This window comes from Streptomyces davaonensis JCM 4913 (assembly GCF_000349325.1).
In the GTDB taxonomy this organism is placed as follows: Bacteria; Actinomycetota; Actinomycetes; order Streptomycetales; family Streptomycetaceae; genus Streptomyces; species Streptomyces davaonensis.
This window is the reverse complement of record NC_020504.1, coordinates 4958870-4971390: the sequence shown is the minus strand read 5'-3', so window position 1 is coordinate 4971390 and position 12521 is coordinate 4958870. Positions and strand designations below refer to the sequence as shown.

The window sequence follows — 12521 nt, the reverse complement described above, 5'->3', positions numbered from 1 at the left end:
TGCTGGGTGCTCGTGGTACCCGTGAGTTTTCGCAGCACTGGTCCCTGCCGTTCCCGTACCGCTCAGGTGGCCCGTTCCTATACTTATGGCATGGACCAGGAGCTGGAGCGAGCCGCGCTCGTCGCGCTGTTGCGGCGTGGGGACCGCTCCTGGCCTGAGCTGACCGACCAGGTCGAGACCGTCGGCAGCGCGCGTGACGTCCTGGAGAGCGCGCTCGACGCCTCAGGGCAGGGTGCTCTTTTCGCCACCGAGCCGGCCGTGGACCTGGAGTCGATCGCCGCCGAGATCGCTGCCTGGGAACGAGAGGGCATGCGGCTGGTGACCATCCTGGACGAGGACTACCCGCTGTGCCTGCGGCTGGTACATCAGCGTCCACCGTTCCTGTTCCTGCGCGGCAACCACATGGAGAACGACCTGCGGGTCGCGGTCGTCGGCACCCGCAACCCCACACCGGAGGGAATCGCCCACGCCCGGGCCATCGCCGGCGGGCTCGCCGAGCGTGGTGTGACGGTGGTCAGCGGCCTTGCGGCAGGAATCGACACCGCGGCCCATGGAACGGCTCTAGCAGTTGGCGGACGCACAGTCGCCGTCATCGGCACTGGCCTGCGCCGCTCCTACCCGGCTCAGAATGCCCGCCTACAGCAGGAGATCGCCGACAGCGGGCTGGTCATTTCCCAGTTCTGGCCGGACTCACCGCCCTCGAAGGCCTCCTTCCCCATGCGCAACGCCGTGATGAGCGGCTACAGCCTGGCGACAGTGGTGGTTGAGGCGGCGTATCGAAGCGGCGCCCGGATGCAGGCCCGCCTCGCCCTGGAGCACGGTCGCCGTGTCTTTCTGATGCGTTCCCTCATGACCCATGAGTGGGCACGCGAGTACGCGGCCCGGCCGAACACGAGCGTTATCGACACCGCAGACGACATCTTCAACGTCCTCGACTCCCTCGTCCCCACCACGGGCGAGCTGACCTGGGCATAGCCGGAGGCCACGGGTGGCAACAGTCGTCGGACTGTCCGACCGGTACGCCAACGAACTGTGGCGCTACAAGAACGCCGCCGGCCCACAACAGCTCTACTTCCGTACAGGCTTGGCGGCCGTCCTGTGGCGCTTCCTCGCCATGCACGAAACCTGCATTGCGACCCACTGCGCCGTTCCCGGCTTCACCATCGTTACGACGGCACCCAGCACCAGCGGCCGTGAGAACCACCCTCTGCGCACCATCACAGCCGAGATGGTCGCGGCCACCCGCGACCGCTACCGCGACCTGCTCACACCGGCCCCGGACGCAGCCGCTCTCGGTCGGAACCCGTCCCGCTCGCGCTATACCTCAGCGGCGCTCTGGGGCGAGAACGTCCTGGTCATCGACGACACATGGACCAGCGGCAACCACGCCCAGTCGGCCTCCGCCGCGCTGAAGGCTGCGGGCGCGGGAAGCGTGGCTGTCGTTGTTCTCGGGCGGCATCTGAACATCTCGTACGGGGACACGGCCACGCTTGTCGAACAGGCCCGGCTGCGGCAGTTCTCCTGGAACACGTGCGCACTCCGGCCGTGGCATCACGGATGATCCCAGTCGATGGATCCCCATTCAGGTGACATCACGGAGGCTGATCTGCCCCGCGATGTGCCTCCTCGTATTACTTATCTACACGCTGCTTGCCCATTCATTCAAGGCGGAGGCCGTTTCGCGAATGCAGGTATCGACCAGACAGCTTAGCTGCTGAAAGTCATAGGCAGGAAAATACTGGGGCACGAGGCCAAAGATCGGCTGCGTTAAATCTACCTTCGTGGTATCGGCACCCCTCAGGAGATTGTAGTGCATCAAGGTGTTCCGAAACTCTCGGACCGCACTATCCGTGATGACGTGCACGGCATCGCTATCCAGGATGGTCTCAAGCGCTATCGTAGACGAAGGTGACAGCGGATAACGTGGATCCTCCTTGAGGATCTTGAGGCTCAATAGCACCTGATACAGAGTGACGTAGCGAATCTTGAAAACTGTGTATTCAAGGTTACGAATATCGGCGCCAGCAGTGATCATCTTATCGATGAAGTTCATCCTGACCTGGAAGTCGGTCAATACGCCGTTGATGGCGAGTGTAGCCCCTCCGTTGAAGGCCTGAGCGTAGTACGTTGAAGCCCGCACATCTACGGCTCTCACATCTGCGCCAGAGAGGTGGTGTACAAACGTCTTTCCTCCCTGAGTATCCAAGCGGGCACCGAGTGCCAGGAAGCATCGGCCCAACTGCTGCATAATGCCGAGCATGTAGGCGCCGTTGTCCTCCTGAAGGAGCTTCTTTGTCTCAACTCCAAGGTGGAAGGCAGCGGTATGCGAGGTCGAAACCAACGTACCCTCGTACGTGAACAGCCCCAGGTCCTTCTCCCATTTCTGGGCGAACCAGAGCCAGGTGTTTCCTAGGAAGTGATCGGAGTGCTTGTCCAGAATTTCATCTCTAAAAAATTGCAGTTGCCCATCGATGTGCCGCCGTGTGTCCTCGAAGAGCTTCAGGCTATGCCTCGCGCGAGCACACACTTCCTCCGCCTCGGCGGAGAAGCCATCAAACGCTGACGGATTGATCGCCTGAGGCTTCCTCTTCGCCTCATGCAGTATCAGCGCCAAATATGAAGCCATACACAGAGGCGTGATCGACGATGCGCCCGCATCATTCGCTGCCTGGAAGTCGCGGAACAATCGACCTATGTAGTCAGCATCGCTCGCCACGCCAGCCTTGATGACGTCATCGTTCACGGACACTGGGAGCCTCCTTTGTGGTGAGTCAGAATCATCTGCCCTCTTTGTCTGTGGCGCAACGTCTTTTCCAGCGTCCTCGAACCCGCCCAGGCATATTCCGGCGTTCGGAGGTCCTGCATGTCCTTCGCGATAAGTTACGGTGGGTTTTCTACACGTGTGCTTGACGCCCTGGTGAGGATGGCCTGGAGGGAAACTAGCCGTCAGTAGAGATGATTTGGACGGTGCGCTTGTATTTATTGCCGTGGGTCCATTCGAGTGCCCCATCGTGTTGGAGGCGTCCCACGACGATTCCGGGAGCGATTCCGGCCTGCTGGGCGAAGGCCTCGATCCGGGTGAAGGGCATCGGCCTGCTCGCAAGGCGGCGGTAGGCCACGTTGTGTTCCGGCGGGATCAGTGTCTCTGCGGCAAAGGTGTTCGCTTCCTCTTCGCTCCGGTCGCCCTCGGAGGTCAGCTCGTCGCTGGGGTCGGTGTTATCCAGGAAGGTCAGACGTTTTCCATGGAGAAGGACGTGAGCGATCTCGTGGAAGACGGTGAACCAGAAGTGATCGTCCTTCTTGAACCTGTCGCTGAGGGCCACCCCGACCTTGTCGGGTGCAAGCCACCGAGTGGCTCCAGACACGTGTGACCGGGGCGGTGCAGGGATGAAGACAACGGCCACGCCAACCTGGGCACACAAGGCCGAGATCTGAATGCACCAGGTCTCCGGATCCTCCACCGTGAGGGCGCGCAAGCGCGGCAACAACGCGGTGAGTGCCGCCCGGTCGAACGGTTCGCAGGGCAGCTCGCGAGCCTTCAGTTCCGCCTCGCGCAGCCAGATAGCGGTGGCGTAGTCGTTCGTCTCCAGGATGGTGGAGCGGCGGAAGGCGGTCCGGTAGCTGCGCCAGACGTCGTCGGCTACCTCGGGATCGGCGACGCCGAAGAACTCCAGCAGCCGCTGCAGGTTCTCGACGGTCTTGTCCTTGGTGGGCAGGATCTTTCGCTTCACAAGCTCGGGCATTGAGAACTTGTCCAGCCAGTCGATGTACCTGCTCAGCCGCTTGAGCTCCTCGTCGCGGGTGACGTGGGTGCGCCAGGCTGCTTCCAACTGGTTCCACATGGAGGCCGGGATCCTCGTGGTGCGCTCAAGCAGGAGCGCGGTTTCCGGGGTGAGGACCGCGGTGCCCTGAACGATCTGGTTGATGTGCTTGGTTGACAAGCCGGTACGTCGGGCGAGGTCGGCCTGCGGGATGCCCAAGGCGTCGAGCTGGTCCTTGAGGGTTTCGCCGGGTGGTCGGGCGGAGTCGGGGTCGTAGGCGACGTACGGAGTGGGCGGCGTCACGAGGACCTCTCTGAGGAGCGGCGAGATGGAGGGCGGCGGTCAGCGGGTGATGGTGATCGCGGTGACGATCACTGCTCGTACGGAATGCTCGTCGAGCAAACCGTTCTGGTCGAGGACGGGCGGTGAGTCCCGGGGGTGTACCAGCAACTCGCCGTACACCCCGAGGGAGACCAGCCGGGCGAAACGGTCATCGGGCGGTCCGGAGCGTAGGCGGGCGGAAGCCACATGGCGCAGGTCTGCCAGATGAGTGGCGGCCGCTATCTCGCCGAGGCGCCTGTGCAGCGTCGCGGCAGCCTCCGATCCGAAACGGGCCCTGCGTGCCGCGTCGCTGTTGCAGACGCGGCCCAGCTCAGCGTCGACGAAGGCGATGTCCACCAGCAGCCCCAGAATCCACTTGCCTTTACCTGATGGCTCAATGCTACTCTCGGGATCAAGATGAGTTGCATGAACATTCTGGGTGCATCTTATTTTTGATCTTGAGATGCGTTCATGCAGGTCAGCGACTCGAATCTCTCGAAGATGGGTAGTTGCATGGCAGCAAAGCGCAGTTCCTCCAGCGGCTCCGGCGGCGGCAAGCGTGGCCGGAGCGCCATCACAGGCCGCTTCGTGAAGCAGTCCACGGTGCGCCGCCACCCGGCCACGACCGTGAACGAACGGGCCGACTCGAAGGCCAAGAAGCACAAGTAACCCGAGTGGGCACCGAGCCCGCTCCCATCGATCCCGGCCTCTCGCGGGCCGGGGAAGGAGGTGGCCGTCATGACGGAGGCGGACACGCGGCATGAGAACGCCGCCCACAAGACGGTGACGGTCACCGTCGACGAAGAGCCGGTCTCGGGTGTGTCCCAGCACACCACCCCGAACGCCATCCTGAGCCTTGCCGGGATCGACCAGGCCACGCACTACCTGGTCCGGATCAACGGTCGCCACCGTGAGTCGTTCAAGGACGAGGGTGACAAGGACATCACCGTGCACGAACGGGAGAAGTTCGTATCGGTGTTCACCGGCCCCACCCCGACCTCGTGACCACAACTCTGCCGGAAGCCGGGCCTGCGGGCATGCTCGCGGGCCTGGCCGCAGCCGGCTACACCGTGGACCAGCGTGGCGAGTTCGCCGTCTTCGACTACATGATCGAGGTCGGCCCGCGGGCTGGGGAAACCGTCAAGATCGGCCTGGCCCTCGTACAGGACTGGCCGTTGTCCCCGCCGCCCGGTCCCCACATCAGTCCGTGCCTGGGCCATCCCCACGGGGCCGTACATCCTTCCCCGCTCGGAGAGGGGTGGGAGTACTGGAGCCGCCCGGCCGCCAACTGGCCGACCGACCGCACAGTCCGCGGCTACCTGCGGCACTTGCGCACGCTGTTCTCCCAACTGGAGCCCCAGGCATGATCACCCGATTCTCGGTCGCCATGACCAACAGCGTCGCCCTGCGCCTCAACGAGCATCTGCGTCGCGCGGACGGCCAGGAGGAGTGCACCTTCCTCCTGTGGCGGCCGAGTACCGGCTCCCGCCGTACAACCGCTCTGATCGTCGACCTCGTCCTCCCCGACGACGGCGATCGGATCGTCCACGGCACTGTCGACTTCACCAGCGAGTACTTCCTCAGGGCCGCTGGCCTCGCGGCTGCGCGCGGCTGCGGACTGGCGTTCACGCACGCCCATCCCCGAGGCCGCCGCTGGCAGCGCCTGAACGGCATCGACTACGCGGCGGAGGAATCCTTCGCCGCCCAGACCATCACCATCACCGGCCTGCCGCTGGTCGGCATGACCTTCGCCGGCGCGGACGCACGATACGGGGCCCGCGTCTGGCAACGGCACGCACCGCGCACCTACATCCCGACCGAGGCGGAGAACGTGCGCGTCGTCGGCGACCGCTTCACGGTGACCTTCAACGACACCCTGCTTCCCCCGCCCGAAGCCACGAACCGGCAGGTGCGCACCGTTTCCGCCTGGGGAACTGACACCCAGAACGACCTGGCACGACTCCATGTAGGCGTCGTTGGCACCGGCTCGGTGGGCATGCTCATCGTCGAGGCCCTGGCCCGTACCGGCTTCCAGAACCTGAGCCTGTTCGACTTCGACACCGTTGAGGAGCTCAATCTCGACCGGCTCCTCCATGCCACCGATCGCGACGTGCGGCTGCACCGGGCCAAGGTAGATATCGCCGCACGTGCAGCCCAGCGATCCGCCACCGGCGGGAGCATCCGCGTCGCGACGTACGAGTCGAGCGTCGTGGAGCCGGACGGTTTCGCCGCGGCCGCGGACTGCGACCTGCTCTTCTCCTGCGTCGACAGGCCATGGCCCCGTGCCGCCCTCAACCTTCTGGCCAACGCGCACCTCATCCCCGTCGTCGACGGCGGGATCTCGGTCGATGCGCGCGGTGGACGTCTGAGAGGAGCCGAATGGCGCGCCCACGTCGCCACCCCAGGCCGTGCGTGCCTTGAATGCCTCGGCCAGTACGACCCCGCACACGTTCCGGTGGAACGCGACGGGCTGCTCGACGATCCCTCCTACATCACGGGGCTCTCAGCAGATCATCCGCTGCGCCGTAAGGAGAACGTCTTCATCTTCTCCGCGAACGCCGCCGCCGCTCAGCTCAACCAATTCCTCACCATGGTCACAGCACCGAGCGGCATCGCCGACACCGGTGCGCACCTGTATCACCTGACCACCGGAACCGTTGACTACCGCCTGGATGGGTGCGATTCCGGGTGTCCGTACGACGGCCAGCTCCGTGCTCTCGGTGATCACACTCCGGTGGACATCACCGGGCGACACCACGTTGCCGAGCAAGCACGCGCAGGCCGCCAGCATGCCGCCCGCCGGTGGCCGGCGCGGCTGCAGCGAGGTATCGACGACTGGTTGAACAGGTACCGGTGACTCGGAGCCTCCTTGCCGGGCACCCCGGGCAAGGCATCGGCGGACTGACGTGCCTCTCACCTGGAGGGTGGGAAAAGATCTTGGTGGTCGCGGGAGTCGATCTTCGGCGGCGTGAAGTATCGCCTGACCAGCGCATTCCGTCGGTTCCCCACAGCGAGACTCGGGTCTCTGCAAGTGACGGAAGTCACCGGCGGGGGCCCGTTTCTCATTGGTCCGGACCTTGTGAGTCATCACACAGCCGAGTCATCACACCTCCTGGTCAAACGCCGTGAGGTATCTCACGACAGTGGCAGCAGCACCCGGAAGGCGGCGCCCCGGCCCGGGGTCGAGTCCACTTCGACGCGGCCCCCGTGGGCGGTCACCAGGGAGTCGACGATGGACAGGCCCAGGCCCGCGCCGCCCGTGGCCCGGTTGCGGGAGGCGTCGGCGCGGTAGAAGCGCTCGAAGATACGGCGGCACTGCTCGGGCGTGAGCCCTGGGCCCTCGTCCGCGACTTCCAGGACCGCGTGGCCGCCGACCGTGCCGACGCCGATCCGGACGGGGCTGCCGGGCGGGGTGTGGGCGACGGCGTTGCCGACCAGATTGCTGACCACCTGACGCAGCCGGGCCTCGTCGGCGAGCGCCGGGGAGGAGGCGGGCGGGCCGTCGCCCGAGGGGCCGGTGAGGGTGACGGCACGGGCCGGGTCGAGGGCGCGTACGTCGTGCAGGGCGTCGGCGGCCAGGGTGCGCAGGTCGGTGGGGGCCAGGTCCAGGCCGAAGGGCCCTTCCTGGCCTGCGGTCGCCGTGTTCAGGGCGTGGTGGTCCAGGCGGGCCAGCTGGAGCATGTTCTCGGCCAGGCGGGTCAGGCGTTCGGACTCCCGGGCGATGCGGGCCATCGTGGCGTCCACGTCCTCCCGGTCGGGGAGGGCGCCCATGCGGTGCAGGTCGGTCAGGCCCTTGATGCCGGCGAGGGGGGTGCGCAGCTCGTGGCCGGCGTCGGCGACGAAGCGGCTCATCCGGGCCTCCGACTCCGCGCGGGCGGCGAAGGCGGCCTCCAACTGGCCGAGCATGCCGTTCAGGGCCGTGGACAGTCGGCCCAACTCGGTGTGCGGGGCGGCCAGTTCGGGGACGCGCCGGGACAGGTCGCCGCCCGCTATCTCAGCGGCCGTCCGCTCGACGCGGGACAGCGGGCGCAGCCCGGAGCGGACGGCGAACCAGCAGGCCACGGCGAGGACGGCGAGCAGAGCGAGGCCGGTGTTGCGGTACGTCCGCCACATGCGGCCCACCGTGGCGTCGACCTGCTCCATCGAGGCCGCGACGACCACGCTCCCGGAGACCTCGGCCCCCCTGAGCCCCGCTCTGGGCACCGCGATCACCCGCCAGCGCTCCTCGCCCCAGGTGCTCTCGACGGTGAACGGGCGGCCCCCGCGGGCGGCGACCGCGGCCGAGTCCAGCGGGGCCAGGGCGGGGCCGCGCGCGCCCTCGGTGCGGTTCGCCCCGCCGAGTGAGTCGATGCTGCCGACGACGGTGCCGTCGGCAGCGACGTAGGTGATGACGGGGTTGCCGAGGACGTCGGTGCCGAAGTCGCGCAGGCCCTGCGGGGGTCTGCGCTCGGCGCCGGTTCTCGCCACCTGCGGCGGCAGGACCGCGAACACCTGGGCCGCGGCCCGGAGTTGGGAGTCGACCCGGTCCTCCTGGTAGGCGCGCAGGGAGTTGCCGGTGACCAGGGCGAACGCGGTGAACCCGGTCGCCAGCAGGGTGACGGTGAGCACCAGCACCCGGCTGCGCAGCGACGCCCGCGACCACGGGGCGCGCATCACGGCTTCGGTCCGCGCAGGACGTAGCCGACGCCGTGCACGGTGTGGATGAGTTTGGGGCCGCCGTTGTCGATCTTTCGGCGGAGGTAGCTGATGTAGGTGTCGACGATGCCGGTGTCGCCGTTGAAGTCGTACTTCCAGACCTGCGCGAGGATCTGCGGTTTGGAGACCGTGCGGCCGGTGTTGCTCATCAGGTAGTGCAGGAGCCGGAATTCGGTGGGTGACAGGCGCAGGGGCTCGCCCGCGCGGGTGGCCTGGACGCCGTCCGGGTCGAGTTCCAGGTCGGCGACGTGCAGCAGGGCGGTGGGGTCGCCGCTGGTGCGGCGCAGCACGGCGTGGATACGGGCGATCAGTTCCTGGAGGTCGAACGGCTTGGTGACGTAGTCGTCGCCGCCCAGGACCAGGCCCTCGATCTTGTCCTGGGTGGCGTCCCGGGCGGTGAGGAACACGACCGGGATGTGCCCGGTGGCCGGGCGGTGTTGTTCGCGCAGGAGGCGGATCACCTCGAAGCCGTCCAGGTCGGGCAGCATCACGTCGAGGAGGACCAGGTCGGGGCGGGTCTCATGGGCCCGGTCCAGGGCCTCTTGGCCGGTCGCGGCCGGGGTGACGGTGAAACCGGAGTGGCGCAGGGCCGCGCACAGCAGTTCGCGGACGGTGGGCTCGTCGTCTACGACCAGGAGATTCACGCCGAGCAGGTTATGCGGCGGGCCCGTCGTCACGGCGTAAAGGCCCAGGTCAGCGGGGTCCACGGAGCGCCGCCAGAGCACTGCCCGCCCATCCGGCGGCGGCGCCCGCGAGGAGTCCGAGCAGTACCGGTCCCAGGACGCCGCCGCTCAACTCCGCCTGCACACCGCCCATCGGGCTGCCGAACATGGTGACGGCGAACTCCCCGGACGCCCCGGACAGCCAGGCTCCGGCTCCCAGGACTACGGCGGTGACGACGGCGAACCGCCCGGCCGTGCCCAGGTGTCCGGGGTTCGTGGTGCGGGCCGTCCGGTAGGCGCAGGCGAGCAGGATGAGGACGGTGACGGTGAGGGCGGCGAGCCAGAGGGGGCAGCCGCCTACGGGCAGGGAGGCCAGGTGCTCCGTACGGTCGGGGCGGTCGCTCTGGGCCTGGCCGCCGCCCAGGAGTCCTGCCAGGCCGCCGCCCTCGCTGCGCTCCCGGTGCACCGCGGCCGTCCAGGAGGAGCCGAGGCCCAGGGTGAGGAGGACGGCGAGGGCGTTCGGGGAGAGGAGCAGGGTGGCGCCCGCGGTAGTCGAGGCGCGGCCGCCGACCACTGCCCCGACGAAGACGAAGGTCAGGGGTATGGCCGACAGGATCAGGAGGGTGCGGGTCACTGTCGACAGGCTTCGGCCCCAGGTGCCGCGGAGCCCGTCCAGTGTTCCGCCGAGCGGGATCCTTGCCTTACGGCTGAGCAGGCAGCCCGCGCCGATCACCAGCGCGACCCAGACGACGGCGCCGAAAGCCGTGGTGGCCGCGCTGACTTGGTAGGTCAGTTGGGTCGTACCGCCGCCGCCCATGAGGTCGCGGAGAGGGCCGCTTCCGCCCCCACTGCCGCGCATTTGGTTCATCGCCGACTCGGGCAGGGTGGCCGTGCCCTGGGCGAGGGCCGCCAGGATCATCAGGGTGAACAGGGCGGTGGTTGCCGCTCCTGCCGTGCGTACGGCCAACTCGCCTGCTGTGAATCGGCGTTGTCGGGTCTGGCGGAGGCGGCGGGAGAAGGTGAGCCACAGGACTACGGCGCCGACCAGGGTCACACCGAGGGGGACGGCCTGGGCCGAGCCGCTCATCTGCGGGCCCATCTCACCGCCGCCGCCGAACAGTTCGGCCAGGCCACCGCCGGAGCCCTCGGAGGAAGGGGCGCCCGCCGCGCTGACCGTGCCGCCCACGGCCATGGCGGTCAGGGCCGCCGTCAGCGACCACGGTGAGCCGACGGAGCCGGCGTCCAGCAGAGTCAGCGCGAGGGCGGACACGGCCGCCATCGCGGCCACCGCGCACAGCGCGGCCACCGCCCCTTCCAGGGCGTTCTCCCACGGCCCGAGCAGCCGCACGGGTGCGGTGCGCGGTCGGGCCTGGGTGCGGGCGCGGGTCGTGGTGGTGGCGGCCATCGAGGAACACTCCGGATCGCTCGCGGGAAAGGTGCGGCGCCGGACGGGGGAGATCCGGCGCCGCACATCTGGGGACCCGCTCACACTGGCGGTCGCGGGTCCGACGTTCCCGAGAGGTTCTGGGAGGTTCCTGTGGGCCTGGCGGAGAACGGGCAGGTCAGCGGGTTTCTATCGGCTGACCGCCCGTTCCGTTCTCAGGAAGTTCCCAGATCAGGAAGCACGCTTGAGCACCAGGCTGACGTTGTGGCCGCCGAAGCCGAAGGAGTTGGAGAGCGCCGCGTCCCAGGAGCCGGTGCGGTTCTCGCCGCGCACCACGTCCAGACGGACCTCGGGGTCCTGCTCGTCGAGGTTGCGGACCGCCGGGACGACCCCGTGGTGCAGCGAGAGCAGCGTGGACATGGCGCCGAACGCGCCCGAGGCGCCCAGCATGTGGCCGGTCATGGACTTGGTGGCGGTGACCGCCGCGCCCTCGCCGACGACCTTCGCCAGCGCCTCGGCCTCCGCGATGTCCCCGCTCGGAGTGGAGGTCGCGTGCGCGTGGACGTGCCCGAGGTCCCGGGCCTCGACGCCCGCGTCCGCCAGCGCCGTGCGCATCGCCTGCACCTGGCCCTCCGCGTCGGACGAGGTGATGTGGTGCGCGCTGGAGTGCACGGCGGCGCCCGCGACGGCGCCATAAACGCGCGCCCCGCGCGCACGCGCGAACTCCGCGCGCTCCAGGACGAGCAGGGTGGCGCCCTCGGCCATCACGAACCCGGAGCGGGCCGCGTCGAACGGGCGGGAGACCGCGGCCGGATCGCCGTCCCGCACGGACAGCGCCTTCATCTGCGCGAACGCGCCGATCATGAAGGGGTGCAGGGCCGCCTCGGTGCCGCCCGCGACCACCACGTCGGCGCGGCCAAGACGGATCAGGTCCAGGCCCAGCGCGATCGACTCGGCACCGGAAGCACAGGCGCTCACGCAGGCGCGGGCGCCGGCCCGTGCGCCGAGTTCCATGGAGACCCACGCGGCCGGGCCGTTGGGCATCAGCATCGGCACCGCGAACGGCGACAGGCGCCGCATCCCGGAGCCCTCGTAGAGGTCGTCCTGGCCGAGGGTGCTGAGGACGCCGCCGATGCCGGTGCCGACGACGACAGCGAGCCGCTCCGGCTCGACCCGCGGCACCCCGGCGTCCTGCCACGCCTGGCGGGCGGCGAGCACGGCCAGTTGCTCGCCCCGGTCCAGCTTGCGGGCCTGCGCCCGGCCGATCGCCTCGGTCAGGTCGGCCTCGACGGTGCCGGCGATGCGCACCGGCAGCTCCTCGGGCCAGTCGGGGCCGAGGTCGCGGACGCCGGAGCGTCCGGCCAGCAGGCCGTCCCAGGACTCGGAGGCGGTCGCGCCCAGCGGGGTCAGCGCACCGACACCCGTCACCAGTACGTCATCACCGTGCGGGGCCATCTCATGTCTCCTCGGATGCGGCGGGGCCAATCGTCGATACGTCCCCACACCATCGCCCGGCCGTCGGCCGGGCGCGCCCGCGGGACGCGAACGGGCAAGAGATCCTGCGTGAACGTGACACCGGGTGCCGGCCGGTCAAACCGGCGTTCCGGCACCCCCGTCGTCGTGCGCGGATGTGCCACTGCGCGTGCGCGACCCGGCGAAAAGATCGCGTCAAGGCCGCCTAGCGTGATCGAGTCGGTC

The 12521-nt window shown here is 68.3% G+C and carries 13 protein-coding genes; 6 read left to right on the top strand and 7 right to left on the bottom strand.

Annotated elements, in window-relative coordinates; all coding sequences use genetic code 11:
• The first annotated feature begins 90 nt into the window (after positions 1–90).
• Positions 91–975, top strand: a complete 885-nt coding sequence (locus BN159_RS21870; protein WP_015659182.1) for a DNA-processing protein DprA — start codon at positions 91–93, stop codon at positions 973–975.
• Between the two features lie 13 nt (positions 976–988).
• Entirely contained in the window at positions 989–1561 is a 573-nt protein-coding gene (locus BN159_RS21865) for a hypothetical protein (protein ID WP_015659181.1), read from the top strand.
• 78 nt (positions 1562–1639) lie between these two features.
• Here BN159_RS21865 and BN159_RS21860 read toward each other — a convergent pair whose 3' ends face one another.
• From BN159_RS21860 to BN159_RS21850, 3 genes are all read right to left on the bottom strand, one after another.
• Positions 1640–2743, bottom strand: coding sequence for a hypothetical protein (locus tag BN159_RS21860; protein ID WP_157901112.1), 1104 nt, complete (start codon positions 2741–2743; stop codon positions 1640–1642).
• A gap of 196 nt (positions 2744–2939) precedes the next feature.
• Positions 2940–4064, bottom strand: coding sequence for an ImmA/IrrE family metallo-endopeptidase (locus tag BN159_RS21855; RefSeq protein ID WP_015659179.1), 1125 nt, complete (start codon positions 4062–4064; stop codon positions 2940–2942).
• Positions 4065–4103: 39 nt separating this feature from the next.
• Positions 4104–4439, bottom strand: a complete 336-nt coding sequence (locus tag BN159_RS21850) for a hypothetical protein (protein ID WP_015659178.1) — start codon at positions 4437–4439, stop codon at positions 4104–4106.
• A 156-nt stretch (positions 4440–4595) separates the two neighbouring features.
• Here BN159_RS21850 and BN159_RS46235 point away from each other — a divergent pair, with 156 nt between their 5' ends.
• The 4 genes from BN159_RS46235 to BN159_RS21830 all read left to right on the top strand — a co-directional run bounded on the left by BN159_RS46235 (position 4596) and on the right by BN159_RS21830 (position 6939).
• Positions 4596–4751: a hypothetical protein gene (locus BN159_RS46235; protein ID WP_167549241.1), complete on the top strand. Its 156-nt coding sequence runs from the start codon at positions 4596–4598 to the stop codon at positions 4749–4751.
• 69 nt (positions 4752–4820) lie between these two features.
• Positions 4821–5087 (top strand): hypothetical protein, encoded by a 267-nt coding sequence (locus BN159_RS21840; RefSeq protein ID WP_015659176.1) that lies wholly within the window; start codon positions 4821–4823, stop codon positions 5085–5087.
• Positions 5084–5449 (top strand): hypothetical protein, encoded by a 366-nt coding sequence (locus BN159_RS21835; RefSeq protein ID WP_157901111.1) that lies wholly within the window; start codon positions 5084–5086, stop codon positions 5447–5449. Before BN159_RS21840 ends, BN159_RS21835 begins: the two co-directional genes overlap by 4 nt.
• On the top strand, positions 5341–6939 hold the full coding sequence (locus tag BN159_RS21830) for a ThiF family adenylyltransferase (protein WP_162146276.1): 1599 nt from the start codon (positions 5341–5343) through the stop codon (positions 6937–6939). Before BN159_RS21835 ends, BN159_RS21830 begins: the two co-directional genes overlap by 109 nt.
• 278 nt (positions 6940–7217) lie before the next feature.
• Here the strand turns inward: BN159_RS21830 and BN159_RS21825 are convergent, their stop codons facing one another.
• The 4 genes from BN159_RS21825 to BN159_RS21810 form a co-directional block, all read right to left on the bottom strand.
• Entirely contained in the window at positions 7218–8735 is a 1518-nt protein-coding gene (locus tag BN159_RS21825) for a sensor histidine kinase (RefSeq protein WP_015659173.1), read from the bottom strand.
• Complete coding sequence (locus BN159_RS21820; RefSeq protein WP_051113659.1) at positions 8735–9421, bottom strand: response regulator transcription factor; 687 nt, start codon at positions 9419–9421, stop codon at positions 8735–8737. Before BN159_RS21820 ends, BN159_RS21825 begins: the two co-directional genes overlap by 1 nt.
• Before the next feature lie 49 nt (positions 9422–9470).
• Positions 9471–10844 carry a streptophobe family protein gene (locus BN159_RS21815; protein WP_015659171.1) on the bottom strand — a complete coding sequence of 458 codons (1374 nt, stop codon included), beginning with the start codon at positions 10842–10844 and terminating at the stop codon, positions 9471–9473.
• Between the two features lie 210 nt (positions 10845–11054).
• The gene (locus BN159_RS21810) at positions 11055–12278 is read right to left on the bottom strand and encodes a beta-ketoacyl-[acyl-carrier-protein] synthase family protein (RefSeq protein ID WP_015659170.1); all 1224 of its coding nucleotides are present in this window, start codon (positions 12276–12278) and stop codon (positions 11055–11057) included.
• Positions 12279–12521: the final 243 nt, after the last annotated feature.

Bases quoted from the DNA above. Each gene is read 5' to 3' on its own strand.
- BN159_RS21810 (WP_015659170.1), bottom strand. From the start codon at position 12,278: ATGGCCCCGCACGGTGATGACGTACTGGTGACGGGTGTCGGTGCGCTG.
- BN159_RS21815 (WP_015659171.1), bottom strand. From the start codon at position 10,844: ATGGCCGCCACCACCACGACCCGCGCCCGCACCCAGGCCCGACCGCGC.
- BN159_RS46235 (WP_167549241.1), top strand. From the start codon at position 4,596: ATGGCAGCAAAGCGCAGTTCCTCCAGCGGCTCCGGCGGCGGCAAGCGT.
- BN159_RS21840 (WP_015659176.1), top strand. From the start codon at position 4,821: ATGACGGAGGCGGACACGCGGCATGAGAACGCCGCCCACAAGACGGTG.
- BN159_RS21870 (WP_015659182.1), top strand. From the start codon at position 91: ATGGACCAGGAGCTGGAGCGAGCCGCGCTCGTCGCGCTGTTGCGGCGT.
- BN159_RS21825 (WP_015659173.1), bottom strand. From the start codon at position 8,735: ATGCGCGCCCCGTGGTCGCGGGCGTCGCTGCGCAGCCGGGTGCTGGTG.